Origin of the sequence: Microbacterium sp. 1262 (assembly GCF_040544895.1) — a bacterium.
Classification (GTDB): Bacteria; Actinomycetota; Actinomycetes; order Actinomycetales; family Microbacteriaceae; genus Microbacterium; species Microbacterium plantarum.
Genome location: NZ_JBEPKU010000001.1, coordinates 210,547 through 235,552, shown reverse-complemented (window position 1 = coordinate 235,552; position 25,006 = coordinate 210,547). Strand labels below are relative to the sequence as shown.

At 69.9% G+C, this 25,006-nt stretch carries 23 protein-coding genes; 13 read left to right on the top strand and 10 right to left on the bottom strand.

Going from position 1 to position 25,006, the window contains the following annotated elements; all coding sequences use genetic code 11:
- Positions 1-93: 93 nt before the first annotated feature.
- Entirely contained in the window at positions 94-1,557 is a 1,464-nt protein-coding gene (locus ABIC53_RS01080) for an NAD(P)H-quinone dehydrogenase (protein WP_114588564.1), read from the bottom strand.
- Positions 1,558-1,625: 68 nt separating this feature from the next.
- Here ABIC53_RS01080 and ABIC53_RS01075 point away from each other — a divergent pair, with 68 nt between their 5' ends.
- The 3 genes from ABIC53_RS01075 (at position 1,626) to ABIC53_RS01065 (ending at position 4,906) form a co-directional block, all read left to right on the top strand.
- Positions 1,626-2,459 carry a purine-nucleoside phosphorylase gene (locus tag ABIC53_RS01075; protein ID WP_274178910.1) on the top strand — a complete coding sequence of 278 codons (834 nt, stop codon included), beginning with the start codon at positions 1,626-1,628 and terminating at the stop codon, positions 2,457-2,459.
- Positions 2,460-2,539: 80 nt separating this feature from the next.
- A complete protein-coding gene (locus ABIC53_RS01070) occupies positions 2,540-4,186 on the top strand; it encodes a phospho-sugar mutase (protein ID WP_274179038.1) in 1,647 nt (548 codons plus the stop codon).
- 150 nt (positions 4,187-4,336) lie between these two features.
- Positions 4,337-4,906: a GNAT family N-acetyltransferase gene (locus tag ABIC53_RS01065; RefSeq protein WP_274178911.1), complete on the top strand. Its 570-nt coding sequence runs from the start codon at positions 4,337-4,339 to the stop codon at positions 4,904-4,906.
- A 10-nt stretch (positions 4,907-4,916) separates the two neighbouring features.
- On the opposite strand, the gene ABIC53_RS01060 is transcribed toward ABIC53_RS01065, so the two are convergent.
- Positions 4,917-6,836 carry a BglG family transcription antiterminator gene (locus ABIC53_RS01060; RefSeq protein WP_112617400.1) on the bottom strand — a complete coding sequence of 640 codons (1,920 nt, stop codon included), beginning with the start codon at positions 6,834-6,836 and terminating at the stop codon, positions 4,917-4,919.
- A 107-nt stretch (positions 6,837-6,943) separates the two neighbouring features.
- Here ABIC53_RS01060 and ABIC53_RS01055 point away from each other — a divergent pair, with 107 nt between their 5' ends.
- The 8 genes from ABIC53_RS01055 (at position 6,944) to ABIC53_RS01020 (ending at position 14,390) form a co-directional block, all read left to right on the top strand.
- The gene (locus ABIC53_RS01055) at positions 6,944-7,297 is read left to right on the top strand and encodes a PTS sugar transporter subunit IIB (RefSeq protein WP_112617401.1); all 354 of its coding nucleotides are present in this window, start codon (positions 6,944-6,946) and stop codon (positions 7,295-7,297) included.
- Entirely contained in the window at positions 7,294-7,566 is a 273-nt protein-coding gene (locus ABIC53_RS01050) for an HPr family phosphocarrier protein (protein WP_023955516.1), read from the top strand. The genes ABIC53_RS01055 and ABIC53_RS01050 overlap by 4 nt, the downstream gene beginning before the upstream one ends.
- 50 nt (positions 7,567-7,616) lie before the next feature.
- Entirely contained in the window at positions 7,617-9,272 is a 1,656-nt protein-coding gene (gene ptsP / locus ABIC53_RS01045; RefSeq protein ID WP_112617402.1) for a phosphoenolpyruvate--protein phosphotransferase, read from the top strand.
- A gap of 48 nt (positions 9,273-9,320) precedes the next feature.
- Positions 9,321-10,904, top strand: a complete 1,584-nt coding sequence (locus ABIC53_RS01040) for a PTS mannitol transporter subunit IIBC (RefSeq protein ID WP_112617403.1) — start codon at positions 9,321-9,323, stop codon at positions 10,902-10,904.
- Positions 10,905-10,990: 86 nt separating this feature from the next.
- The gene (locus ABIC53_RS01035; protein ID WP_023955519.1) at positions 10,991-11,428 is read left to right on the top strand and encodes a PTS mannitol transporter subunit IIA; all 438 of its coding nucleotides are present in this window, start codon (positions 10,991-10,993) and stop codon (positions 11,426-11,428) included.
- Complete coding sequence (locus ABIC53_RS01030) at positions 11,425-12,591, top strand: mannitol-1-phosphate 5-dehydrogenase (protein ID WP_282501396.1); 1,167 nt, start codon at positions 11,425-11,427, stop codon at positions 12,589-12,591. The genes ABIC53_RS01035 and ABIC53_RS01030 overlap by 4 nt, the downstream gene beginning before the upstream one ends.
- Entirely contained in the window at positions 12,588-13,388 is an 801-nt protein-coding gene (locus ABIC53_RS01025; protein WP_274178915.1) for an alpha/beta hydrolase, read from the top strand. Before ABIC53_RS01030 ends, ABIC53_RS01025 begins: the two co-directional genes overlap by 4 nt.
- Before the next feature lie 198 nt (positions 13,389-13,586).
- Positions 13,587-14,390, top strand: coding sequence for an endonuclease domain-containing protein (locus ABIC53_RS01020; protein ID WP_274178916.1), 804 nt, complete (start codon positions 13,587-13,589; stop codon positions 14,388-14,390).
- An 88-nt stretch (positions 14,391-14,478) separates the two neighbouring features.
- On the opposite strand, the gene ABIC53_RS01015 is transcribed toward ABIC53_RS01020, so the two are convergent.
- The 8 genes from ABIC53_RS01015 to ABIC53_RS00980 all read right to left on the bottom strand — a co-directional run bounded on the left by ABIC53_RS01015 (position 14,479) and on the right by ABIC53_RS00980 (position 23,929).
- Positions 14,479-15,594 carry an adenosine deaminase gene (locus ABIC53_RS01015; RefSeq protein WP_274178917.1) on the bottom strand — a complete coding sequence of 372 codons (1,116 nt, stop codon included), beginning with the start codon at positions 15,592-15,594 and terminating at the stop codon, positions 14,479-14,481.
- A 55-nt stretch (positions 15,595-15,649) separates the two neighbouring features.
- Positions 15,650-16,960 (bottom strand): thymidine phosphorylase, encoded by a 1,311-nt coding sequence (locus ABIC53_RS01010; RefSeq protein WP_114588570.1) that lies wholly within the window; start codon positions 16,958-16,960, stop codon positions 15,650-15,652.
- Complete coding sequence (locus ABIC53_RS01005) at positions 16,957-17,358, bottom strand: cytidine deaminase (protein WP_023955526.1); 402 nt, start codon at positions 17,356-17,358, stop codon at positions 16,957-16,959. Before ABIC53_RS01005 ends, ABIC53_RS01010 begins: the two co-directional genes overlap by 4 nt.
- Before the next feature lie 7 nt (positions 17,359-17,365).
- A complete protein-coding gene (locus ABIC53_RS01000; protein ID WP_282501397.1) occupies positions 17,366-18,643 on the bottom strand; it encodes an ABC transporter permease in 1,278 nt (425 codons plus the stop codon).
- Entirely contained in the window at positions 18,643-19,977 is a 1,335-nt protein-coding gene (locus ABIC53_RS00995) for an ABC transporter permease (RefSeq protein ID WP_274178918.1), read from the bottom strand. Before ABIC53_RS00995 ends, ABIC53_RS01000 begins: the two co-directional genes overlap by 1 nt.
- Positions 19,974-21,488 carry an ABC transporter ATP-binding protein gene (locus ABIC53_RS00990; RefSeq protein WP_112617412.1) on the bottom strand — a complete coding sequence of 505 codons (1,515 nt, stop codon included), beginning with the start codon at positions 21,486-21,488 and terminating at the stop codon, positions 19,974-19,976. Before ABIC53_RS00990 ends, ABIC53_RS00995 begins: the two co-directional genes overlap by 4 nt.
- An 85-nt stretch (positions 21,489-21,573) precedes the next feature.
- On the bottom strand, positions 21,574-22,686 hold the full coding sequence (locus tag ABIC53_RS00985; RefSeq protein ID WP_114588573.1) for a BMP family lipoprotein: 1,113 nt from the start codon (positions 22,684-22,686) through the stop codon (positions 21,574-21,576).
- Positions 22,687-22,813: 127 nt separating this feature from the next.
- Complete coding sequence (locus tag ABIC53_RS00980; protein WP_282501399.1) at positions 22,814-23,929, bottom strand: mannose-1-phosphate guanylyltransferase; 1,116 nt, start codon at positions 23,927-23,929, stop codon at positions 22,814-22,816.
- Positions 23,930-24,118: 189 nt separating this feature from the next.
- Between ABIC53_RS00980 and sdhC the strand changes: the two genes are divergently transcribed.
- Both sdhC and ABIC53_RS00970 read left to right on the top strand, forming a co-directional pair.
- Positions 24,119-24,553, top strand: a complete 435-nt coding sequence (gene sdhC / locus ABIC53_RS00975; protein ID WP_023955538.1) for a succinate dehydrogenase, cytochrome b556 subunit — start codon at positions 24,119-24,121, stop codon at positions 24,551-24,553.
- Positions 24,553-24,996, top strand: a complete 444-nt coding sequence (locus ABIC53_RS00970; protein WP_354450014.1) for a succinate dehydrogenase hydrophobic membrane anchor subunit — start codon at positions 24,553-24,555, stop codon at positions 24,994-24,996. The genes sdhC and ABIC53_RS00970 overlap by 1 nt, the downstream gene beginning before the upstream one ends.
- Positions 24,997-25,006: the final 10 nt, after the last annotated feature.

Here is a 25,006-nt window from a genome sequence, read left to right as displayed (position 1 = left end):
GTGAGCGTCGGAGAGAGGCGCGTACATCGGAGCGATCGCCAGGATCACTCCGACTTTCGCGCGATTCTCCGACGCTCGTGGGCTCGGCTCGGCTCAGGAGAGCGGATCCTCGTCGCGCTGGACGAGGTGCATCGCGCGAGCGGCATCCGTGATGCTGCCCGTGAGCGAGGGGTACACCGCGAAGACCCGCGAGACCTGGTCGACCGTGAGACGGCGCTCGACGGCGATCGCGATCGGGTAGATGAGCTCCGAGGCGCGGGGCGCCACGATGACACCGCCGATGACGGTTCCCGAGCCCTCGCGCGCGATGATCTTCACGAAGCCGTCCTTGACGCCCATCATCTTGGCGCGCGGGTTCGCGGCGAGCGGGAGCTTGTGCACGTACCCGTTGACCAGGCCCGACTCGATGTCCTTCTGCTGCTGGCCCACCGTCGCGATCTCGGGCGCGGTGAAGATGTTCGCGGTGATGCGGCGACGCTCGAGCGGGATGACGGTGTCGCCGAGCGCGTGGAACACGGCCTGGCGCCCCTGCATGGCGGCGACCGAGGCGAGCGGCACGAACGTGGTGCAGTCACCCGCGGCGTAGATGTTCGGCACGGATGTGCGCGCGACGCGGTTGACCTGGATGTGGCCCGAATCCGTCAGCTGGACGCCCGCCTCTTCGAGACCGATGCCGGCGGTGTTGGGGATCGAGCCGACCGCCATGAGGCAGTGGCTCCCCTCGACCGTGCGCCCGTCCGAGAGGGTCGCCACGACGCCGTTCTCGGTGCGCTCGACCTTCTCGGCGCGAGACTTCGACAGCACCGTCATCCCGCCGCGCTTGAACACCTTCTCGATGACGGCGGCCGCGTCGACGTCCTCGCCCGGGAGCACCTGGTCGCGGCTGGAGATCAGCGTCACCTTCGCCCCGAGGTTCATGTAGGCCGAGGCGAACTCCGCTCCCGTCACACCGGATCCCACGACGATGAGGTGCTCGGGCAGCGACTTCATGTCGTAGAGCTGCGTCCAGGTGAGGATGCGCTCCCCGTCGGGCTTCGCACTGGGCAGTTCGCGCGGCGACGCCCCCACGGAGACGACGAGGGTGTCGGCTTCCACGCGGTCGAAGTCGGTGCCACCGGGGCCTGTCGCCGCGATCAGGGCGTGCGTGCCGTCGAGGCGCCCGTGGCCGGAGATGATGCGCACGCCCGCTTCGACGAGCTGCGCGCGCATGTCGTCGGACTGCTGGCGAGCGAGAGAGAGCAGCCGGCGGTTGACGGCCGCGAGATTGATGGCGACCTCCGGCTTGAGCGGAGTGCCGGAGTCGGACCGCGCGAACAGCTGCACGCCCAAATCGGATGCCTCGCTGATGGCGACGGCCGCATCAGCCGTGGCGATCAGCGACTTCGAGGGGACGACGTCGGTGATGACGGCCGAGCCGCCCACGCCGGCGCGTTCGACCAGCGTCACCTCCGCACCCTGCTGGGCGGCGGCCAGGGCCGCCTCGTATCCGCCGGGGCCGCCGCCGAGGACGGCGACGCTTTGGGTGCGCTCGAAGCTGAGAGGCGACATGGTCTCCATTCTTCCTCAGCCGCGGAGTCGGTCGCGCACGCCTGCGTCTGGAGGGTCGCGAGTCTTAGAGTGGGGGGATGCCTGACTCCTCCGCGCACCCGCTCGACGATCCCGCTGTCGACCCGCTCGATGTGGCCCGCGAGGCTGCGGCCGACATCGCCCGTATCAGCGGCGTCGAGCGCCACGACATCGCGCTCACCCTCGGCAGCGGCTGGGGTCGCGCAGCCGAGCTCATCGGCGAGACCACGGCGACCATCCCCGCCACCGACGTCACCGGCTTCAGCAAACCCGCACTCGAGGGGCACGTCGGGACGCTGCGCAGCATCCTGACCCCCGAGGGCAAGCGCATCCTCGTCATCGGCGCCCGCACCCACTACTACGAGGGGCACGGCGTTCGCCGGGTCGTGCACAGCGTGCGCACCGCCGCCGCCACCGGCGCGAAGATCATGGTGCTGACCAACGGCGCGGGCGGCATCAAGCCGACGTGGCGGCCCGGCCAGCCGGTGCTCATCAGCGACCACCTGAACCTCACCGCCGACTCGCCCCTCGAGGGCGCGACGTTCGTCGACCTGACCGACCTGTACTCCTCGCGACTGCGCGACATCGCGCGCTCGATCGATCCCACGCTCGACGAGGGCGTGTACACGCAGTTCCGCGGCCCGCACTACGAGACGCCGGCCGAGGTGCGCATGGCTCGCACGCTCGGCGGCGACATCGTGGGCATGTCGACGGCGCTCGAGGCCATCGCGGCCCGCGAGGCCGGCATGGAGATCCTCGGGTTCTCGCTCATCACGAACCTCGCCGCCGGCATCCAGGAGACCCCGCTCAGCCACGCCGAGGTGATCGAGGCCGGGCGCGAGGCCGAGCCGGTGATCTCGGCGCTCCTCGCCCGCGTGATCGAGGCGCTGTGACCGGCGCGGACGAGCCGGTCACGGGCGTGAATGTCGACGCGACGACGCCGGCGGTTCCCTGGGACGCTGCGCGCGCCTGGATGGCCCAGGACCCCGACTCCGACACCCGCGATGAGCTGGCCGCAGTCATCGCCGCAGCCGAGTCAGGCGACGAAGCGGCCGCGGCCGACCTCGTCGACCGCTTCAGCACGCGCCTGGCCTTCGGCACCGCGGGACTCCGCGGCCGCCTCGGCGCCGGCAGCAACCGCATGAACCGCGTGCTCGTCACGCAAGCAGCCGCGGGGCTCGCGGCGTATCTGCTCGAGAAGGCCGGACCGGATGCTCCCCCCGTCGTCGTCATCGGCTACGACGGCCGCCGGGGCTCAGCGCGGTTCGCGCGAGACTCGGCCGAGATCTTCGCGGGGGCGGGGCTGCGCGCCATCCTGCTGCCGCGGCTGCTCCCGACGCCGGTTCTCGCGTTCGCGGTGCGGCACCTGGGCGCCGACGCCGGTGTGATGGTCACGGCGAGCCACAACCCGCCCGACGACAACGGCTACAAGGTGTACCTCGGCGGGGCCGACGACGGCTCGCAGATCGTCCCGCCCGCCGACGGCGAGATCGCCGCGCACATCCAGCGGGTGGCGGACGCCGGCGACATCTCGGTCCTCCCCCGCTCCGAGCAGTACGAGACCGCCGACGACACCGTCGTCGAGGCGTACGTCGCCGCGACGGCGACCGTCGCCCCGGCGCCCGCGGGCGCGAACGGGATGCGTTGGGTCTACACCGCCATGCACGGTGTCGGAACCGAGACCATGCTGCGCATCCTCGACGCTGCGGGCTACCCGCACCCCGTCCCGGTCGCCGAGCAGGCCGAGCCGGACGGCCGATTCCCGACCGTCGCGTTCCCGAATCCCGAGGAACCGGGCGCGATGGATCTGGCACTCGAGACCGCCCGCGCGAACGACGCGGAGTTCATCCTCGCGAACGACCCCGACGCCGATCGCCTCGCCGTCGCCATTCCGGATACCGCCGTCGAGGGCGGCTGGCGGCGACTGACCGGCAACCAGATCGGCCTGCTGCTCGGCTGGCGCGCGGCACGTCGAGCCGCGGAGGGCGGCGTCGCCGAGGGCGCGTCGCTGGCCTGCTCGCTCGTATCCTCGCCGGCGCTCCAGGTCGTCGCCGAGCGCCACGGCCTCGCCTTCCACGCCACCCTCACCGGCTTCAAGTGGATCTCGCGCGCCCCCGGACTCGTCTTCGGCTTCGAAGAGGCACTCGGCTATCTGGTGAACCCCGAGACCGTGAAGGACAAGGACGGCATCTCCGCCGCCATCGCGATCCTCGGCCTCGCCGCCGAGGCGCGCGAACAGGGTCGGACGCTGGGTGACCTGCTCGCCGAGTTCGACGCCGAGTTCGGCAGCTTCGCGAGCGGGCAGGTATCGGTCCGGGTCGACGATCTCGCGGTCATCGGACGCATCACCGCAGCGCTCCGCGCGGCACCGCCGACCCGCATCGGCGACGCGGCAGTCGTGTCGTTCGAGGATCTCGCCGCTCCGGTATCGGGTCCGCCGCTCGGCGACATCCTGCGCCTCTGGCTCGAGGGCGACGCCCGTATCCTCGTGCGCCCGAGCGGCACCGAGCCGAAGCTCAAGCTGTACCTCGATGTTCGCGGAGACTCGGCCGCCGACGCGGCATCCCGGCTCGCCGCGCTCGAGGCCGGCGTGCGCGAGCTGCTCGCGGCCATCGGCTGATCCCCGCCCTCCGGCCTGCACGGTCCCGCGCTTCTGGCGATACATTCGTCGGACGCGCGGGGCTGATGTCGCCTCGAGCGACCCCGCACACCCCACCAGCACCACCCGTCCGACGTCTGTATCGCGTATCCGCGCCGCTAGGCTTCGGGAGTGCTGCTGACGCAACCTGTGGAGCTCGCTGACGACCACGTGAGACTCGTCCCGCTCGACCTCGACCACGCCGACGACCTCGCGCGAGCCACGGCCGGCCTCGAGTACGCCTGGTACACCTCGGTTCCCGCGTCCGTTCCCGCTGACATCGCGCAGCGTCTCGCCTGGCGCGACGAGGGCCACATGAACCCTTTCGCCGTGCTGCGCGACGATGTCGCGGTGGGGATGACGACGTTCTGCAACATCGACCAGCCCAACCGCCGCGTCGAGATCGGGCACACCTGGCTGTCGCCGTCGGCGCAGCGGACGGCGGTCAACACGGCCGCGAAGCGTCTGCTGCTCGGCCACGCGTTCGAGAGCTGCGACGCCATCGCGGTGGAGTTCCGCACGTCGTGGCACAACCGCCAGTCGCGCGCGGCGATCGAGCGTCTCGGCGCGAAGCAGGACGGTGTGCTCCGCAACCACCGGCTGGGCCCGCAGGGGACGCTCCGCGACACGGTCGTGTACTCCGTGCTCCCGCACGAGTGGCCTGCGGTGAAGCTGGGGCTCGAAGCACGACTCGCCCGCTGAGCGCGAGCGATCAGCCGTCGACGACCGCGACGAGCTCGTCGAGGAAGGCGCTGAAGGTGGTCCCCCGTCGCACGATGCGCTGCACGCTCTCGCGCTCGCTGAACACCTCGACCAGCTGCTCGAAGACCGTCTGGAACGCGGCGCGGTCCGACTCCGAGAAGGCGACCATCGCGACGACCTGCACCCGGCCGTCACCCCATGCGATCGAAGGGTCGGCGATCCCGAGCGAGATGGCCGTACGCGTCGCGGTCATCCCGATGGCGTGCGGGACGGCGAGCGCGTCGGTGAAGGCTGTGGACGAGAGCCGCTCGCGCTCGATCGTGCGCTCGATGTAGTCGTCGTCGATGACGCCTTGATCGACCAGCAGTGAGCCCAGCCGGCGGATCGCGGCCTCTTCTCCCCCGTCGCCGTCGAGCCCGCGGATGAACGCGGACGGGTCGAAGTAGCGCTCCAGCTCGGCGCGCAAGCGCGTCAGGCGCCGGGCCCGGCGGAGCCGCGCGGCGGCGGTCTGCACCCGATCGATGTCGGCGTCGGTGAGGAAGGGCTGGATGTGGACGATCCGGTCGCTCATGACCGGAGGCGCGATGGTCGACAGGATGAGGTCGGTGTCGATGGAGGCCCAGTCCGGGTCGACGCGCGTCTCGACGCCCACCACGTCGAGTGCCTGTCCCAGCGAACGGTCGACGCTCGAGCGCAACAGCTCGTGCAGCTCGTAGTACCCGGGGCACACGATCGTCGCCGTCAGCGCCTGCGCCGAGAGCCGGCTGCGTTCGAGGCGCCCGCCGACGTGCATCGCGATGTAGGCGATCTCGTCGTCGAGGAGCGGGATGCCGAGCAGACCCCGCAGCGCGTCGGCGATGTACACGGCGACCTCGAAGATCATCGGATACGTCGTCTTCAGCGATCGTGTGAGCGGGTTGCGCGACCACGCCTGCTCGCGTGCCCGGTGCTTGAGGTTCTGCACGTGCAGCGACAGGCGCAGCACGAAGTCCTCCTGGTCGATGTCGACGAGGAACTCCGCGGCCGCCCGCCGCACGACGTCCCGGACGGCGGTCGCGACGTCCGGGTCGATGCGCTCGCGGATGAGCGCCGCCGGCTCGGTCGCACCGGGCGCCACGACGCGCGTGAGCACGAGGGCGGCGAGATGCTGACGGTCGCCCGACCCCAGCACGACGCCGAGGTGCCGGCGCGTGAGGCGGTCGAGGATGTCGCCGACCTCCGCGCGGAACGCGGCGTCGTCGGCCTCCGCCACTTCGAGAGCCCGACCCCGCGTGATCCGGTCGGCGGCGATGGCGATGTGCATGACGACATCCCCGATGCCGAACTCGTTGACGAAGTAGCCGAGCTCGGTCAGCTCGGTGACCAGGTCGTCCTTGAAGGGGCCGAAGGCGACCGCCCCGACGGACCGTTCGCCGAGAGTGCGACGGAGGCTGTCGAGGTCGAAGGAGCCGTCATCGGTCTCCTCGTGGGCGAGCCTGCTGAGCAGCCGTCGCTGGGCCATCTCGGTGCCGCGCAGCCGTGCCCGCGACGACGTGCGTTCCAGGCTGAGCTCGGTGCCGCCGAGCAGCCCGCGCACCCGGCTGAGATCGGCATCGATCGTGGCGGGGCTGACGAAGAAGGCCTCGGCCGTCTCGAAGACGTCGATTCCGTCCGGGGAATCGAGCAGCGCGCGCACCAGACGGTGCAGCCGGTCGCGCGGAGTGCCGGCGTCGCCCACATGCACCGCCGCGGCGCTCTCCGGCCCCGCGCGGTAGCCCTGCGGTCCGGACTCGACCACGACGCCATCCGGCACCCGGGCGTTCAGGGCCGTGACGTAGCTGCGGATCGAGCGCGGAGTGACCCCGATCGCATCCGCGAGCGCGGCTGCGGTCACCCAGTCGCCGTCGCGCGCGAGAATCGCGAGGACGCGGTCCTGCCGGCTCCTGGTCACGCTCCCATTCCATCATGGCCCGGCCGACCTTCCGCCCCTGCGGAAGCAGGAAGACCTTGTCGCCTCTCAGGGGTCTCACAACAATGGGGAGAGGAGGAGGCGGGTCGATGAGGATCCTGGTCGTATGCGGCGCGGGCGCGTCGAGTACTTTCGTCGCACAGCGGGTGCGCCATGCGGCGCAGACGCGTGGCCTGGACATCACCGCCACCGCCGGAACCGAGCAGTCACTGCCGATCGATCTCGACGCGGCGGACATCGTCCTCGTCGGCCCCCAGCTCATCCCGAAGCTGGACCGGATCACCGAGGCCGCGGCTGCCCGCGGAACGCGCGTCATCCTGATGCCCGCCGACATCTTCCGAGATCTCGACGGGAGCCGGACGCTCGCGCTGATCACCGCTCCGGCCACCACCACGACACGTTCCAGCACCGACATCCCTTCAACGGAGAGGACCCCCTCATGAGCGAGGCATCGCGTACCGTCCGCATCGGATCGTCCAACGGGCTCCACGCCCGTCCCGCGAAGCTGTTCGCCCAGGCGGTCAAGCAGTCGGGTGCCAACGTCACGATCGCGAAGGGCTCGGGCTCTCCCGTGAACGCCGCGAGCATCCTCGGAGTCATCGCGCTCGGCGTCGAGTACGGCGATTACGTCACCCTCACGGCCGACGGCGACAGCGCCGAGAGCGTCCTGGACGAACTCGCCGACCTGCTCGCCACCGATCACGACGAGTGACCACGAACGACCATCGATACGAACACGGACGATACGAAGGAGATCGAGCAATGAGTGAGCTTCGCGGAGTGGGCATCGGCCTGGGAGTCGCGCAGGGACCGATCGCACGGATGGCGGAGCCGCTTCCCGCGCCGAAGGACGAGAAGTCGGAGCTGTCGCTCGACGAGGAGACGGCGCGCGTGAAGGATGCCGTCGCCGCTGTCGCGCGCGAGCTCGAACAGCGTGGCGCACAGGCGGGCGGCGCCGCCCGCGACGTGCTCGAAGCGCAGGCCATGATGGCCGAGGACCCGAGCCTCGAGGCCGAGGTCTCGACCCGCCTGCAGGCCGGCAAGACCGGCGAGTTCGCCGTGTACGACGCCTTCGCCTCGTTCCGCGACCAGCTGTCCGCGATGGGCGGCTATCTCGGCGAGCGCGCCGCCGACCTCGACGACGTCGCGCAGCGCGTCATCGCTCACCTCCGCGGCGTCCCCGCACCGGGTGTCCCCGAGCCGGGCCACCCCTTCGTGCTGGTCGCCAAGGACCTCGCCCCCGCCGACACCGCGCTGCTCGACCTCGACATGGTCCTGGCGCTGGTGACCTCCGAGGGCGGGCCCACCTCGCACACCGCGATCCTCGCCCGCGAGAAGTCGATCGTCGCCGTCGTCGGCGTCACGGACGCCGCCAGCCTCTCCGAGGGCGAGACGGTCATCGTCGACGCCGCGAAGGGCGTCGTCACGACCGACCCGAGCGAGGACGAGCTCGCACAGGCGCAGAACCGTGCCGACGAGCGCAAGTCGGCGGCATCCGCCCCGATCACCCCCGGCGCGCTCGCCGACGGCACCGCCATCCCGCTGCTGGCGAACCTCGGCAAGCCCGAGGGCGCGGCACAGGCCGTCGAGCTGGGCGCCGAGGGCGTCGGCCTCTTCCGCACCGAGTTCCTCTTCCTCAGTTCGTCGCAGGCGCCCACCGTCGCCCAGCAGCGCGAGGCCTACACGAAGCTGCTGCAGGCGTTCCCGGGCCAGAAGGTCGTCGTCCGCGCGCTGGATGCCGGCGCCGACAAGCCGCTCGCGTTCCTCAACGACGCGCACGAGGAGAACCCGGCGCTCGGCCTCCGCGGTCTCCGCGCCCTGCGCGCCAGCGAGGACATCCTGCGCGAACAGCTCACCGCGCTCGCCGAGGCGGATGCCGCGACCGAGGCCGACCTGTGGGTCATGGCGCCGATGGTCTCGACCGTCGAGGAGACCGAGTACTTCGTCGGCATCGCCCGCGAGTACGGCATCAAGACCGCGGGTGTCATGGTCGAGGTGCCGTCGTCGGCGCTGCTCGCTGACCACGTCCTCAAGGTCGCCGACTTCGCCTCGATCGGCACCAACGACCTCACCCAGTACACGCTCGCCGCCGACCGCCTGCTCGGTTCGGTGTCGTCGTTCCAGGACCCCTGGCACCCGGCTGTGCTGCGTCTCATCCATGAGACCGGCAAGGCGGGCCAGGCCAACGGCAAGCCCGTGGGCATCTGCGGCGAGGCCGCAGCTGACCCGCTGCTGGCCGTCGTGCTCGTGGGCCTCGGCGCCACGAGCCTGTCGATGGCGCCCACCGCGCTCGCCGACGTTCGCGCCACCCTGCTCAACCACACCCTCGACGACGCCCGCCGCATCGCCGAGGCCGCCCTGACCGCGACCGACGCGGCCTCGGCACGTGCCGCCGCCCAGACCGCCGCCGGCATCTGATCAGCACCAGCACCCGCACCACACACTGCACCAGAAGGAGAACCAGAAATGACAACGACGTCAACACCACCCGCGGGAGGTGGGGTCCGGGTCCGCGTCCAGCGCTTCGGAACCTTCCTCTCGGGAATGGTCATGCCCAACATCGCGGCCTTCATCGCATGGGGTCTGATCACCGCTCTGTTCATCGACACGGGATGGGTCGGACAGGACGGGCCGATCGAGGCCTGGCAGTGGGCCGACTCCCGCATGCTCGGCGGCGGGGTCACCCCTGACGGCACCGAGTGGACCGGCCTGGTCGGTCCCATCATCACCTACCTGCTGCCCACCCTGATCGCCTACACCGGTGGCCGCATGGTCTTCGGTGTCCGCGGCGGTGTCGTCGGCGCCGTCGCTGCGATGGGCGTCATCGTGGGCGCCTCGGGGACCATCATGTTCCTCGGCGCAATGGTCGCCGGTCCCCTGACCGCCCTGGCACTCAAGTGGATCGAGAAGCTGTGGGCGGGCAAGGTCCGCGCCGGATTCGAGATGCTCGTCGACAACTTCAGCGCCGGCTTCGTCGCATTCTTCGCCGCGCTCGCAGCCTTCTTCTGGCTCGCCCCGGTGATGAAGTTCGTCACCGACGTGCTCGGTGGCGCCGTCGGCTTCCTCGTCGACCGCGGCCTGATCCCGCTGGCGAGCATCATCGTCGAGCCCGCGAAGGTTCTGTTCCTCAACAACGCCATCAACCACGGCGTGTTCACCCCGCTCGGAACCCAGGAGTCGCTCGAGACCGGGAAGAGCCTGCTCTTCCTCGTCGAGGCGAACCCCGGCCCGGGTGCCGGCCTCCTGCTCGCGATCTCCGTCTTCGGGGTCGGCATCGCGCGCGGTACCGCACCGGGTGCGTTCATCATCCAGTTCTTCGGCGGCATCCACGAGGTGTACTTCCCGTACGTGCTGGCGAAGCCCCTCCTGATCGTCGCGCTCATCGCCGGCGGCGCCAGTGGTGTTGCCACGAACGCCATCTTCAACTCCGGCCTGGTCGCCGCGGCCTCGCCGGGATCCATCTTCGCGGTGCTCATCCAGACCGCCCCGGGCAGCCACCTCGGCGTCATCCTCTCGGTGATCATCTCGGCCGGTGTGACGTTCGCGGTCTCGGCGGCGATCCTGCTGGCGAGCCGCAAGCGCGACCTCGCTCGCGAGCAGGCTGGTGAGGGCACCTTCGAGGACGCGATCGCACGCACCGAGGCCAACAAGGGCAAGAGCTCGGAGGCCCTGTCGGGTCTGCGCGCATCGGGTGCTGCCGCCGCCACCGGTGCAGCAGCCGAGACCGGCGCCGCCACCGCGACGGCGACGAAGCCAATCCAGTCGGTCGTGTTCGCCTGCGACGCCGGCATGGGCTCGTCCGCGATGGGCGCGAGCGTCCTGCGCAACAAGTTCAAGAAGGCCGGCATCGAGGACGTCACGGTCGTCAACAAGGCGATCGCGAACCTCGACGGCACCGCCGACCTGGTCATCACGCAGCAGCAGCTGACCGACCGCGCCAAGGCGCAGAACCCCGACGCGGTTCACGTGTCGGTGGACAACTTCATGAACTCGCCGAAGTACGACGAGGTCGTGGAGATGGTCCGCAAGCAGCACGACGCCGACGCGTAGGCTCGAAACCCAGACCCGGGGCCGGGGCGGTCCATCCGCCCCGGCCCCGCGTCATCCCCCAGCAACATCATTCGAAGGAGACAGACATGGCACGTGAGGTCCTGAACATCGGTCAGATCCGCATCCACTCCGGAAGCGCCACCCGCGAAGAGGCGATGAAGGAGGCCGCTGACCTGCTCGAGTCCGCAGGTGCCGTGACCTCCGCGTACTTCGACGCCATGCAGCAGCGCGAGCAGACCGTGTCGACGTACATGGGCAACGAGCTCGCCATCCCCCACGGCACCAACGAGACCAAGGACGCGATCCTCGACTCGGCGCTGTCGTTCGTCCGCTACGACGGCGGTGTCGACTGGGGCGGGGAGCCGGTGTCGTTCGTCGTCGGCATCGCCGGCAAGGGCGACGAGCACCTCGACATCCTGTCTCAGATCGCCCTCCTCTTCTCCGAGGAGGACGACGTCGCTCGCCTGAAGGCCGCGCAGACCCCCGACGAGCTCTACGCCCTGCTCGCTTCGGTGAACCAGTGAGCACCGCGGTCCACTTCGGAGCCGGCAACATCGGCCGCGGCTTCGTCGGCCTCCTCCTGAACGAAGGCGGCTACGAGCTCGTCTTCTCCGACGTCGCCGCTCCCCTTGTCGACGCCATCAACGCTGCCTCCGAGTACACCGTCCACGAGGTCGGCGAGGGCGGTGTCGACCGCACCGTCACCGGTTTCCGCGCACTCAACAGCGCGGAGGACCCGCAGGCCGTCGCGGATGCCGTCGCGAACGCGGACGTCGTCACGACCGCGGTGGGTCCCACCGTTCTGAAGTTCATCGCGCCCCACATCCTCGCCGGCCTCGCTCTGCGCGACCCGGCCGCGGCACCGCTGGCCGTGATGGCCTGCGAGAACGCGATCGGCGCCACCGACCTGCTGCGCGACGAGATCCGCGCCCAGGCCGGTGACGCGTGGGAGACCCTCTCGGGCCGAGCGATCTTCGCCAACACCGCCGTCGACCGCATCGTGCCCGCGCAGCCCGCCGGCGCCGGAGTCGACGTCACGGTCGAGCCGTTCTACGAGTGGGCGATCGAGTCCGGCCCGTTCGGCGGCGAACTGCCGAACATCCCCGGCGCGCACTTCGTCGAGGACCTCGAGCCGTACATCGAGCGCAAGCTCTTCACGGTCAACACCGGTCATGCCACGACCGCGTACTTCGGCGCGCAGGCCGGCACCCCGACCGTGGCCGAAGCCCTCGCCGTGCCGGAGATCGCCGCGAGCGTCTCGGCCGCGCTCGAAGAGACCTCGGCGCTCCTCGTCCACAAGCACGGTCTCGACGCCGGCGAGCTCGCGGACTACCGCGCCACGATCCTGCGGCGCTTCGCCAACCCCGAGCTGCCCGACACCGTCGGACGTGTGGGGCGTCAGCCACTGCGCAAGCTCTCCCGGCACGAGCGCTTCGTCGGCCCGGCCGCGGAAGCAGCCGAGGCCGGCCTGTCGGTCGATGCGCTGGTCGCGGCGATCGGTGCCGCCCTCGCGTTCGACGACCCGGAGGACCCGCAGTCCGTCGAGCTGCAGCAGCGCCTGCGTGCCGAGGACGCGGCATCCTTCACGGCATCCGTTACCGGACTCGAGCCCTCGCACCCGCTGTACCCGCGGGTCGAGCGCGCCGTCTCCGAACGTCAGGCGGCGATCGGCTCCGACGCTCGATGAGCGACGCGGCAGCGGTGCGGGCGACGGGTGACGAGCCCGCTCGCCCGCATCGTCGCTCGCGACGGCGTCGGATCGTCCTCGTCGTCGTTCTGTCGGTCGTCGGGATCGTCGTGGCCGCGGTGATCGGCATGCTGGTCTGGAGCCAGGTCGGAGTCATGGACGCCGAGGCCGGGCCGCTCGACGCCGTCCGCGCCGACGAGCGCATCGTCATGTCGGAGGCAGGCGGCAGTCTCGTGCTCGAACCGGCTGCGGGACCGGCAGAGGTCGGACTCGTCTTCGTGCCGGGTGCGAAGGTGCAGGCCGAGGCATACGCCGCGATCCTGGCCGATGTCGTCGCCGACGAGGACGTCAGCGTGGTGATCACCCGGCCGTGGCTGAACCTCGCCTTCTTCGACCCTCGCTCGCTCTCGTCGTTCACCGACCTCGTCCCCGGTGTGGACGCCTGGCTGGTCGGTGGGCATTCGCTCGGTGGCGTACGGGCCTGTCAGCTGGCCGCGGATGCCGACGGGCTCGTCCTGTTCGCGTCGTACTGCGCGACCGATCTGTCGGCGTCGGGGCTGCCGGTGCTCAGCCTGTCCGGCTCGGAGGACGGCCTGACGACCCCTCAGAAGGTCGACGACAACCGCCACCTCCTCCCCGCGGATACGACCTTCGTCGAGATCGACGGCGCCAGCCACGCATCCTTCGGCGATTACGGCCCGCAGGCCGGCGACGGCACCCCCACCATCTCCGATCCCGACATGCGCGCCGAGGTTACTGCGGCTCTGTCGGACCTCGTGGCCTCTCTCCCCCGCTGACCCGGTGGCCCGGGCGGCATAACTCCTCAGATGTGGGCGCCGAAGACGCCCGAGACTGCAGCGGGTCCTGCGGAGGTTGAAAAACTGAGGAGTTGATGCCGGGGCAGCGGATCCTCCCCCGAGCTGATTCCGGGGCCTGCTGTCCACAGCAGCGCACTACGCCCCCCGCAGGAGGCACGGAGTTCGCATACTGCCGGAGTGCTGCCGACGGATTGGAAGAGCGCGACAGACCTCGGTCTCCGCCGTTCAGAGATCGACCGCGCGCTCGCGGAGGGAACGCTGGTCCGTGTCCGCCGCGGCCGTTACCTTCCCGCCTCGACTCATCACGATCTCCTGGCGGCGGCGCGTCTGGGCTGCCGTCTCGACTGCGTGTCGCTGCTGAAAGCTGTCGGCGTGTTCGTCCTGGATCGACACTCTTTGCATGTGAACGCCCGCGTCGGGTCCAGCAGGCTTCCGGCGGCGCCCGACGGCGTCATCCGGCACTGGCGAATCGATGACGACCCGCCGACTTCGGTTGCCGCCGATCTCGTGTCGGCCCTTGCGCAGGCCTGCCGCTGCCAAGATCCGCGCGCAGCGGTCGCCACTCTCGACAACGCCTGGCACCAGCGCATGATCGACGCGGAGGACATCGAGGATGTCTTTCAGAGATTGCCGCGCCGCTACCGACGCCTCCGTCCACTGCTCGACCCCTCAGCAGAATCTGGTTCCGAGTCGCTCCTCCGCCTCATTCTCCGGTCGATCGGGTGCCGCTTCGAGAGCCAGGTCGTCATCCCCGGGGTAGGCCGCGTCGACTTCCTCGTCGAGGGGTGGCTGATCATCGAATGCGACAGCGAGGCCCACCACTCGGGCTGGGATGCCCAGAAGCGCGACAAGCGACGAGATCTCGCAGCCGCGACCCAGGGGTACATGACCATTCGTCCGCTCGCCGAGGACATCTTCCACCACCGCGACCGGCTGGCGCACCAGCTCCGAGCTGTGGTGTCGAACCGTCCGGCGCGCTAACTCCTCAGATCCAGCTTCAGGGCCTCGGTGGAACGCGCAAACTCCGCGCAATCGGCACAGATCTGAGGAGTTGGGTCCCAGTTCGGGGTCAGGCTCCGAAGCCCTCGGCGATGACCTCGATCAGCTCCTCGCGCTCCTCGACCGAGAGGAAAGCACCGGCGGCGGCGTTCAGCTGGAAGGCCTGGAGGTCGTCGAGGTCGTAGTCGAAGGTCTGCGCCAGAGTCGCGAGTTCTCGCGTGAGCGAGGTGCGGCTCTGCGTGCGGTTGTCGACGTTCACGGTGACCGAGAAGCCCAGCTGGTACAGCAGGTCGAAGGGGTGGTCCTCCCACTGCGTGCCCCATCCGGCGATGGCTCCGGTCTGCAGGTTGGACGAGGGCGACAGCTCGAGCGGGATCTCGCGGTCGCGCACCCACCGGGCGAGGTCGCCGAACTGGACGAGCACCTCTTCGCCCTCACGCGAGACGACGTTGAGGTCCGACGCGATGCGCACGCCGTGACCGAGGCGCAGCGCCCGGCCGTCGATGAGCGCCGATCGGATCGAGTCGAGTCCCGCAGCCTCGCCCGCGTGCACCGTCACCGGGAAGAACTCCGAGGCGAGGTAGTCGAACGCCTCGCGGTGCTGTGCGGGGAGGAAGCCGTCCTCGGGTCCCGCGATGTCGAAGCCGACGACTCCGCGACCGCGGTTGTCGACCGCCAGACGCGCGATCTCGAGCGAGCGGTCGGCCTGACGCATCGCTGAGAGGATCTGACCGACGCGGATGTCGTGACCCTTCGCCTCGGCGGCATCCTCGCCCTCCTCGATGCCCTCCTGCACGGCGTCGACGGCCTCCTGGAGCGACAGTCCGCCGCGCAGGTGCTGTTCGGGCGCCCACCGCACCTCGCCGTAGACCACGCCGTCGGCGGCGAGGTCGGTGACGAACTCGCGCGCGATGCGGCGCAGTCCCTCGCCGGTCTGCATGACCCCGAGCGTGACCTCGAAGGTCTTGATGTAGTCGACGAGCGAACCCGAGTCGCTCTGCTCCTCGAACCAGTCGGCGAGGTCGTCGGCGTCGGTCTCGGGAACGTCGAGCCCGAGTTCGTCCGCCAGTTCGACGATGGTCGCGGGGCGGACACCGCCGTCGAGGTGGTCGTGCAGCGACACCTTCGGCAGCGACCGGACGGAAACGCCCTGCAGTTTGACGTCGGCGTGCTGTTCGATCGGCATGACGGGCTCCTCCGGAAGAAACGGGCGGGTGGACGGACGGGGTGTGCCGGCGGGCTCAGGCTGTGATGCGCTCGAGGACGAGCGGCCCCGCAGGCGGGGCGTCGTCGTCGATCTCCCACGCGCCGTGCAGCGCGTCGAGAGCGCGGTCGAACCGCGCACCATCATCGGCCAGCAGGGTGAAAAGCGGCTGACCGGCTGCCACCTCGTCGCCCGGCTTGACGTGCAGGTCGATGCCCGCGGCGTGGATGACGGGGTCCTGGGCACGCGCACGGCCGGCACCGAGACGCCAGGCGGCGATGCCGAAGGGCAGCGCCTCAAGGCGAGAGACGACGCCGGCCGTCGGCGCGGTGATCGTGTGCGTCTCGCGGGGCGTCGGGAGTGCGGCATCCGGGTCGCCGCCCTGTGCCTGGATCATGCGGCGCCAGACGTCCATGGCCCGGCCGTCGGCGAGGGCGGCCTCCACGTCGGCGTCGGGCTGACCCGCGAGCGCGAGCATCTCGCGCGCGAGCGCGACGGTCAGTTCGACGACGTCGGCGGGGCCGCCGCCGGCGAGCACCTCCACCGATTCGCGGACCTCGTTCGCGTTTCCGATCGCGAGACCGAGCGGGGCGTTCATGTCGGTGAGGAGCGCGGTCGTCGCGACCCCCGAGTCTGCGCCGAGCGCGACCATCGTGCGGGCGAGCTCGCGAGCCTTGTCGACGTCCTTCATGAAGGCGCCGGAGCCGAACTTCACATCGAGCACGAGCGACTCGGTGCCCTCGGCGATCTTCTTCGACATGATGCTCGAGGCGATCAGCGGGATCGCCTCGACCGTGCCGGTGACGTCGCGGAGCGCGTACAGCCGCTTGTCGGCGGGCGCGAGGCCCGATCCCGCGGCGCAGATCACGGCGCCGACGTCGCGAAGCTGCGCGAACATCTCGTCGTTCGACAGCGCGGCACGCCAGCCGGGGATGGACTCGAGCTTGTCGAGCGTGCCGCCGGTATGGCCGAGGCCGCGTCCCGACAGCTGCGGCACGGCGACGCCGAACGCGGCGACGAGCGGCGCGAGCGGCAGAGTGATCTTGTCGCCGACACCGCCGGTGGAGTGCTTGTCGACCGTGCGCTTGCCGAGACCGGCGAAGCTCATGCGCTCGCCCGAAGCGATCATCGCGTCGGTCATGACGCGGATCTCGTCGCGCTGCATCCCATTGAGCAGCACCGCCATCGCGAAAGCCGCCATCTGCGAGTCGGCGACGTACTCGCGCGTGTACGCGTCGATCATCCAGCGGAGCGCGTCCTCAGGGACGGCACCCCCGTCACGCTTGGTGCGGATGACGTCGACGGCGTCGAACGCCTCGACAGCGGATGCGGTGGACTCGGCGCTCATCGGGCGGCCTCCTCGAGGTCGCGGGGCCCGAACGCATCGGGCAGCACCTCGTCGATCGTGCGGATGCCCGAGACGGTCTCGAGCAGCATTCCGGGCAGGGCGAACTCGTTCAGCAGCTGGCGGCACCGACCGCACGGCATGATCGTCTGCCCGTCGTTGTTGACGCACACGAAGGCGACGAGCTGTCCGCCGCCCGACATGTGCAGGTCGCCGACGAGGGCGCACTCGGCGCACAGCCCGACGCCGTACGACGCGTTCTCGACGTTGCATCCCGAGACGATGCGTCCGTCGCTGACGAGCGCTGCCGCGCCCACCCGGTAGCGCGAGTACGGCGCGTAGGCGCGCGTCATGGCTTCCGTCGCGACGGCGCGCAGCTCGTCCCAATCGATGTCTGTCACAGCGGTGTCACCCCTTGATGTACGGCTTGCCGGCGGCGGCCGGCCCACGGATGTGCCCCGCGAACCCGGCGACCGCGAGGATCGTCACGAGGTAGGGCAGCATGAGCATGAACTCGCTGGGGATCGGCGTCCGCAGCACCGTCAGAAGGTTCTGCAGGTTCGTCGCGAACCCGAACAGCAGCGCCGCGAGGGTGGCGCGGATCGGGTCCCAGCGTCCGAAGATCACGGCGGCGAGGGCGATGAAGCCCAGGCCCGCGGTCATCTCCTTGGTGAAGGTCGGCACCGACACCAGCGTGAAGTACGCACCACCGGCGCCGGCGATCGCACCGGCGAGGCTGACGTTCCAGAACCGGGTCGGGTTCACCTTGATGCCGACGGTGTCCGCCGCCTGCGGGTGCTCGCCGACGGCGCGCAGACGCAGACCCCAGCGGGTGCGGTACAGACCCCACGCGACGAGACCGACCGTGACGTACATCAGGTAGACGATGAACGTCTGGTTGAACAGCACGGGTCCGATGACGGGGATGTCGCTGAGCAGCGGGATCGGCAGGCGCTGGAAGGTCGTCGCGCGGTTGAGCGTCGCCTCGTTCGGCGCGAGGAGCGCTCCGAAGAGGAAGCCGGTGAGGCCGGTCACCAGCACGTTCAGCACGACGCCGACGATGACCTGATCGACGAGGTAACGGATCGAGAAGACCGCGAGGACGAGGCTCACCAGGACGCCGCCGACCATGGCGGCGATCAGTCCGATGAACGGGTTGCCGGTGATGCTGCCGACGAGCACCGCGCCGAAGGCGCCGAGCAGGAACTGGCCCTCGATGGCGACGTTCACGACACCGACCCGTTCACCGATGACGCCGCCGAGGGCGCCGAAGATGAGCGGGACAGACAGCGACACCGCACCGAACAGCAGACCGATGACGGGCACGAGCCCCTCGGCCGCGGCCCAGACGAGGAAGGCGAACACCCCCACGAAACCGGCCACCGCGATCAGCCAGGTGCGAGGGCGGCGATAGGCGAGGGCGTCCCACGCCGCGACGCCCGTGATGACGGCCATCAGGGCGAGCAGCGCCCAGCTGGTCGGCCCCGTCGGGAGGGCGACGTCCGGGATCGGGATCGTCGACCCGCCGTCGGCGAGACGGAACGTGCTCGTGCCGCCGCGCGGGACCAGGGCGAACAGCAGTGCCAGCAGCACGGTGGCGACGCCGAGGGCGATGGCCGGCTTGAGGTGGCGGACCTTCACCGCGGCGGGGGCCGCGGCGGCGGAGGTCAGATCGGTCGTTGCCATCAGGCACCCGCCTTCACAGCGGCGCGGCGCGACGAGTTCTTCGTGCGGCCCGACGCGCGCTTCTCAGCTTCGGTCTTGGGAAGGAAGAAGATCGTCCGGACGAGCGGCGGGGCTGCGATGAACAGGACGATGAGCGCCTGCACCACGAGCACGATCTCGACGGGGATGCCCTCGGAGCCCTGCATCGTGAAGCTGCCCGCCTTGAGCGCGCCGAGCAGGATGCCGGCGGCGAAGACGCCCCACGGACGCGAACGCCCGAGCAGGGCGACCGTGATCGCGTCGAATCCGATGCCCGCGTCGATCGAGCCGGTGAAGCCGGTGGTGACCTGGCCCTGCACCTGGTTCATGGCCGCGAGGCCCGCGAGCCCGCCGGCGAAGAGCATCGCGTAGATGTACATGCGCTCGACCGAGATGCCCGCGGCGCGTGCCGCGTGCGGGTTCTCGCCCACGGCGCGCAGGCGCAGCCCGAGGCTGGAGCGCTCGATGACCCACCACACGACGATCGTCGCGATGATGACGACGATGAAGCCCCAGTCCAGCAGCGGATACTGCGGGCCGAGCAGCTCGGGGAACTGCGCGGAGTCCGGGGTACGCAGCGAGATCGACTGCGTCGTGCCGGTCTGCTGCAGCAGCGAGGGGGTGCGCACCATCCAGCTGACGAGGTAGTAGGCGATGTAGTTGAGCATGATCGTGAGGATCACCTCGTGCGCGCCGGTGCGCGCCTTCAGCAGTCCCACGAGCCCGCCCCACAGGGCCCCGCCCACGATGCCGGCGATCAGGGTCAGCGGCAGGTGGATGAACATCGGCAGGTCGAGGTTGAACGTCACGAGGGCCGCGAACGCAGCGCCGATGAGGATCTGGCCGCGGCCGCCGATGTTGAACAGACCGGCTCGGAAGGCCAGCGCGACACCGAGACCCGCCGCGATCAGCGGCGCTGCGAAGCCGAGCGTGTTCGTGAGCGGACGGATCTGCGTCGCGAAGCCGTCGACGCGCGTGTTGAACACGGCGCCGCGGAACAGGGCGTCGTATCCGCCCGACACCGACTGCCAGATCGCGACCAGCGTGTCGCCCGGGCGGGCGAAGAAGTAGCCGGATGCCGCGGCCACGCGCTCGTCCGTGACGGCCATCATGATGCCGCCGACGATGAGCGCGAGCACGATGGCGAGCACGGTGATGACGCCGCTGCTGCGCATCACCTCGCTGATGATGCGGTTCGTCGTCGGCGGCGGGGCCACCTCGGGCTTGCCGGTCAGGGGTCCGCCGACGGGGGGCAGTTGCGAGTCCGCGGGCTCGACGGGGAGGTCGGGGCCGGGACCGGGGGTGGGGGTGGTCATGCTGCTGACTCCTCGGGGACCTCGCCGGCCATCATCAGGCCGAGCACGTCGCGCGGCGTCGTCGCCGGGACGACGCCGACGATGCGACCGCGGTACATCACCGCGATGCGGTCGGCCAGGGCGACCACCTCGTCGAGCTCGGTCGAGACGACGAGGACGGCGACGCCGGAGTCACGGGCCTCGATGATGCGCTTGTGGATGAATTCGATGCTGCCCACGTCGACGCCGCGCGTGGGCTGCGCCGCGACGAGCAGACGCAGCGGGCGGGCCATCTCGCGTGCGATGACGACCTTCTGCTGGTTGCCGCCCGACAGGGTGCCGACCGCCGTGTCGGGGCCCTGCGTGCGGATGTCGTACTCGGCGATGCGCTCACGCGCGAACGCCTCGAGGGCGCGGCGGTCGATCGTGCCCGCACGAGTGAAGGCGCGGTCGTCGGAGCGGTCGAGGATGAGGTTCTCCTGCACGGAGAACGCCCCGACGAGACCGTCCTCCTTGCGATCCTCGGGCACGAAGCCGACACCGCGGTCGAGGATCGCGCGCACGCTGCGCCCGCCCAGCTCGTCGCCGTCGAGGCGGATCGAGCCGTGGTCGATCGGCAGCAGCCCGAGGATCGCTTCGACGATCTCGGTCTGGCCGTTGCCCTGGACGCCCGCGATCGCGACGACCTCGCCCGACTGCACCTGCAGGTCGACGTCGTCGACGACGACGATCCCCGAGGGCGTGACGACGCGGATGCCGTCGAGCACGAGGCCGCCCTCCCCCACGTTCGGGGCCCCCTTGGCGACGACCATCTCGACGGGGCGGCCGACCATGAGCGCCGCCAGTTCGGCGTTGCTCGCCGTCGGCGATGCCTCGCCGACGACCTTGCCCAGCCGGATGACGGTGATGCGGTCCGCGACCTCGCGGACCTCGCGCAGCTTGTGGGTGATGAAGACGATCGAGGTGCCCTCGTCGCGCAGCTGGCGCATGATCGCCATGAGCTCGTCGGTCTCCTGCGGCGTGAGCACCGCGGTGGGCTCGTCGAAGACGAGCACCTTGGCCTCGCGCGAGAGCGCCTTGATGATCTCGACGCGCTGCTGCACGCCGACGGGCAGATCTCCGACGACGGCGTCGGGGTCGATCTGAAAGCCGAAGCGGTCGGCCACGGCACGCACGTGTGCGCGGGCCGCGGCGAGGTCGAGGACGCCGAGGCCCTTGGTGTTCTCGTGACCGAGCATGACGTTCTCGGCGACGGTGAAGACCGGGACGAGCATGAAGTGCTGGTGCACCATGCCGATGCCCGCGCTCATGGCGTCGCCGGGTCCGCGGAAGTCCTGGACGACGTCGTCGAGGAGGATGTGGCCCTCATCGGCCTGATAGAGGCCGTAGAGGACGTTCATGAGCGTCGACTTGCCGGCGCCGTTCTCCCCGAGGAGAGCGTGGATCTCGCCCGGCCTGACGACGAGGTCGATGTGGTCGTTGGCGACCAGGGTGCCGAAGCGCTTGGTGATGCCCCGGAGTTCGAGCTTCATGTCGGCCAATCTATGCGACGGATGGTGGGTGGACAGCGGTCGGGGCCGGGGAACTTCCGTCCCCCGGCCCCGACGACTCATGAGCTCACGGAGAGTTCGGCGAGTCCACGGTGATGTCACCGGCGACGATCGCCTCCTGCAGGGCGGTCAGCTCGTCGGCGAGACCGGCCGGCAGACGCGACTCGAAGTCGTGGAAGCTCGACAGCTTGACACCCTCGTTCTTCAGCGTGCCGACGTACGGGTCGGTCGTGAAGTCGCCGCCCTGCGCCGCGACGGTGGCGTCGTAGACGGAGACGTCGATCGCCTTCTGGATCGACACGAGCGTCAGGTCGGCGACCGTGTCGTCCGAGACGGCGAGGTCGCTGTCGACGCCGAGCATGACGACGTCGCGGTTGCCCTCGCGGATGGCCTGCGCGGCGCTCTGGTAGATCGGGCCGCCGACGGGCAGGATCACGTCGACACCCTGGTCGAGGATGCCCTGAGCGACCTGCTTCGCGGTGTCGTTGGCGGTGAAGCCACCGGTGAAGTTGCCGTCCTGAGCGGTGATGTCCCAGCCGACGACGCCGACGTTCGCGCCCTTGTCCTCGTTGTACTTCTCGACACCGAGCTGGAAGCCGTCCATGAAGACGGTGACCGAGTTGAACTTGTCGCCACCGAAGGTGCCGACCTTGTTCACGCCGGCCTCAGCCGACCACGAGGCCGCCGCGTAGCCACCGAGGTAGGCGGCCTCCGCGGTGTTGAACACCAGCGGCTTGATGTTGGGGGCGTCGGTCTTGCCGTCGAAATCGGTGTCGGCGTAGTCGTCGATGATGGCGTAGTCGATGTCGGGGTTCGCGGTGGCCGACGCGACGGTGGCCGGGGCGAGCTTGTAGCCGACGGCGACGATCAGGTCGCAGCCCTCCGAGACGAGCGTCTCGAGGTTCGGCGCGTAGTCGTTCTCGGTGGTGGACTCGACCTCGATCGATTCGACGCCGAGCTCCTTCGCCGCGCGGTCCATGCCCTCCTTCGCCGACTGGTTGAACGAACGGTCGTTCCAGCCGCCCTCGTCGGAGACCAGGCAGGGGGTGAAGTCCGAGCCCGCCTCGGGTGCGGCGGATCCGCCAGCCTCATCGGGTGCGGCTCCGCAACCGGCGAGGGCGACGAGAAGGCCCGCGGCAGCTGTGATGCCGACGAGCTTCTGGGGGGTCGAGAGTGTCAATGCAGCCTCCACATTGAAGGCGCCGCGGACTTCGCGGCGGCTGGAAAGAAGTTACCTACTGTTTCGTCCGGGTTGCACCCCGGACGCACCCCGCCCCGCGAATGGTTACAAAGACGCAATGTGCGCGTCACAGAACGTCGCCGCGTCCCGTCAGCTTGAGGGCGTCGACCACGTGCTTGACGCGCTGCGCGTTCTCGCTCGTGGTCACCAGAAGCGCGTCGGGAGTGTCGACGACGACGATGTCCTTCACGCCGATCAGGCTGATGACCCGCGAGGTGTGGCTGACCACGATGCCGCTGGCCGCGTCCGAGAGGATGCGGGCGTTCTCGCCGAGGATGGCCAGGTCGTTCTTGCGTCCGTTGGAGTTGAGCTTCGCGAGGCTCGCGAAGTCGCCGACGTCGTCCCAGTCGAAGTGCCCCGGCACGACGGCGAGCTTGCCCTTCTCGGCGGCGGGCTCGGCGACGACGTAGTCGATCGCGATCTTCTTCAGCTGCGGCCAGATGCGGTCGACGGCGGGACCGCGCCGGTCGCGATCGTCCCAGGCCTCGGCGAGCTCGAGCAGGCCCGCGTGCAGTTCGGGGCTGTTCGCCTCGATCTCGGCCAGGAGGACATCGGCCCGCGAGATGAACATGCCCGCATTCCAGAGGTACGACCGGTCGGAGACATAGGCTCGCGCCGTCTCGAGGTCGGGCTTCTCGACGAAACGCTCGACGAGAGAGGCGTCGCGAGCGCCCTCGACGATCAGTTCGCCGCCGCGCTTGATGTAGCCGAAGCCGACAGCGGGCTCGGAGGGGGTGATGCCGATCGTGCAGATGTAGCCCTCGCGCGCGACCTCGACCGCGTCTCGGACCGCGAACTCGAAGACCCGGCTGCCGCGGATCACGTGATCGGCCGCGAACGAGCCGATGATGACGTCGGGATGCCGTCGGTGGAGGATCGCGGCCGCCAGACCGATCGCGGCCGCCGAGTCGCGCGGCTCCGATTCGAGGAACACGTTCTTGTCGGGGATGCCGGGGAGCTGAGACTCGACGGCCGCACGGTGGGCGCGACCGGTGACGACGGCGATGCGGTCGGGCCCTGCGAGCGGCGCAAGCCGGTCCCAGGTGTCGCGCAGCAGCGAGTGGCCCGATCCGGTGAGGTCGTGCAGGAACTTCGGCGCGTCGGCACGCGACAGCGGCCACAGCCTGCTGCCCACGCCTCCTGCAGGGATGACGGCGTAGAAGTCCGGGATCTCGTCGATCATGCTCCGAGCGTACCGGGACGCGGCCGCAGCCCCCGGCGCAAGAACCCGCTTTCTTTAGGGTGCCCTTCGTCGCCCCGCGTCATTTTCCCGGCCTAGAATCGATGTGCGCCCATGTGACGCCGGGGGTCAATCGCCCCACCGGGGCATCGATCGCCCCCACGAACCGTGTTCGATCCAGGGAGGACGACCGTGTCTGCACCAGCACGCGTCACACCGTCGGTAGCCCAGACCACATCCAAGACCCCGCGCGGCACGCTGTACCGCGGCAACGAGGGCATGTGGTCGTGGGTGCTTCACCGCATCACCGGCGTGGCCATCTTCTTCTTCCTCTTGGTCCACGTGCTCGACACCGCGCTGATCCGCGTGTCGCCCGAGGCCTACGACGCCGTTATCGGCACCTACAAGAACCCGATCATGGGTCTCGGCGAGGTCGCCCTCGTCGCCGCGATCGTCTACCACGCCTTCAACGGTCTGCGCATCATCGCCGTCGACCTGTGGCCGTGGGCGACGCGCCACCAGCGTCAGCTGTGGTGGGGTGTCCTCGCGGTCTGGGCCGTCACCATCATCGGTTTCGCGGCGCGTCACGTGCCCATCGTTCTCTCCGAGATTGGAGGGGGTCACTGATGACCGCCGACACCCTTGCCGCTCCCCGCAGCCCGCAGGTCCGCAAGAAGGGCGCCAACCTCGAGAAGTGGGGTTGGGTCTACATGCGCGCCTCCGGCGTGCTGCTGGTCGTCCTGATCTTCGGCCACCTCTTCGTCAACCTCATGCTCGGCGAGGGCATCAAGGGCATCGACTTCGCTTTCGTGGCCGGAAAGTTCGCCAGCCCGTTCTGGCAGTGGTGGGACGTGCTGATGCTCTGGCTCGCCCTGATCCACGGCGCGAACGGCATGCGCACGATCGTGAACGACTACGTCGCGGGTGCGACGGCGCGGAAGGTCCTCGTGTGGGCCATCTGGCTCTCGGCAGGTCTGCTGATCCTGCTCGGCACCCTGGTCGTGTTCACCTTCGACCCCTGCCTCGGAGTGACCGCGGACAGCATGCTCTGGGAGACCTGCCAGGGCTGACCCTGCGCTC

Excerpts from the sequence above, each read along its gene's own strand:
- ABIC53_RS01080 (WP_114588564.1), bottom strand. The coding sequence starts at position 1,557 with ATGGAGACCATGTCGCCTCTCAGCTTCGAGCGCACCCAAAGCGTCGCC.
- ABIC53_RS01075 (WP_274178910.1), top strand. The coding sequence starts at position 1,626 with ATGCCTGACTCCTCCGCGCACCCGCTCGACGATCCCGCTGTCGACCCG.
- ABIC53_RS01070 (WP_274179038.1), top strand. The coding sequence starts at position 2,540 with ATGGCCCAGGACCCCGACTCCGACACCCGCGATGAGCTGGCCGCAGTC.
- ABIC53_RS01055 (WP_112617401.1), top strand. The coding sequence starts at position 6,944 with ATGAGGATCCTGGTCGTATGCGGCGCGGGCGCGTCGAGTACTTTCGTC.
- ABIC53_RS01050 (WP_023955516.1), top strand. The coding sequence starts at position 7,294 with ATGAGCGAGGCATCGCGTACCGTCCGCATCGGATCGTCCAACGGGCTC.
- ptsP (WP_112617402.1), top strand. The coding sequence starts at position 7,617 with ATGAGTGAGCTTCGCGGAGTGGGCATCGGCCTGGGAGTCGCGCAGGGA.
- ABIC53_RS01040 (WP_112617403.1), top strand. The coding sequence starts at position 9,321 with ATGACAACGACGTCAACACCACCCGCGGGAGGTGGGGTCCGGGTCCGC.
- ABIC53_RS01035 (WP_023955519.1), top strand. The coding sequence starts at position 10,991 with ATGGCACGTGAGGTCCTGAACATCGGTCAGATCCGCATCCACTCCGGA.
- ABIC53_RS01025 (WP_274178915.1), top strand. The coding sequence starts at position 12,588 with ATGAGCGACGCGGCAGCGGTGCGGGCGACGGGTGACGAGCCCGCTCGC.
- ABIC53_RS01015 (WP_274178917.1), bottom strand. The coding sequence starts at position 15,594 with ATGCCGATCGAACAGCACGCCGACGTCAAACTGCAGGGCGTTTCCGTC.
- ABIC53_RS01010 (WP_114588570.1), bottom strand. The coding sequence starts at position 16,960 with ATGAGCGCCGAGTCCACCGCATCCGCTGTCGAGGCGTTCGACGCCGTC.
- ABIC53_RS01000 (WP_282501397.1), bottom strand. The coding sequence starts at position 18,643 with ATGGCAACGACCGATCTGACCTCCGCCGCCGCGGCCCCCGCCGCGGTG.
- ABIC53_RS00995 (WP_274178918.1), bottom strand. The coding sequence starts at position 19,977 with ATGACCACCCCCACCCCCGGTCCCGGCCCCGACCTCCCCGTCGAGCCC.
- ABIC53_RS00990 (WP_112617412.1), bottom strand. The coding sequence starts at position 21,488 with ATGAAGCTCGAACTCCGGGGCATCACCAAGCGCTTCGGCACCCTGGTC.
- ABIC53_RS00980 (WP_282501399.1), bottom strand. The coding sequence starts at position 23,929 with ATGATCGACGAGATCCCGGACTTCTACGCCGTCATCCCTGCAGGAGGC.
- ABIC53_RS00970 (WP_354450014.1), top strand. The coding sequence starts at position 24,553 with ATGACCGCCGACACCCTTGCCGCTCCCCGCAGCCCGCAGGTCCGCAAG.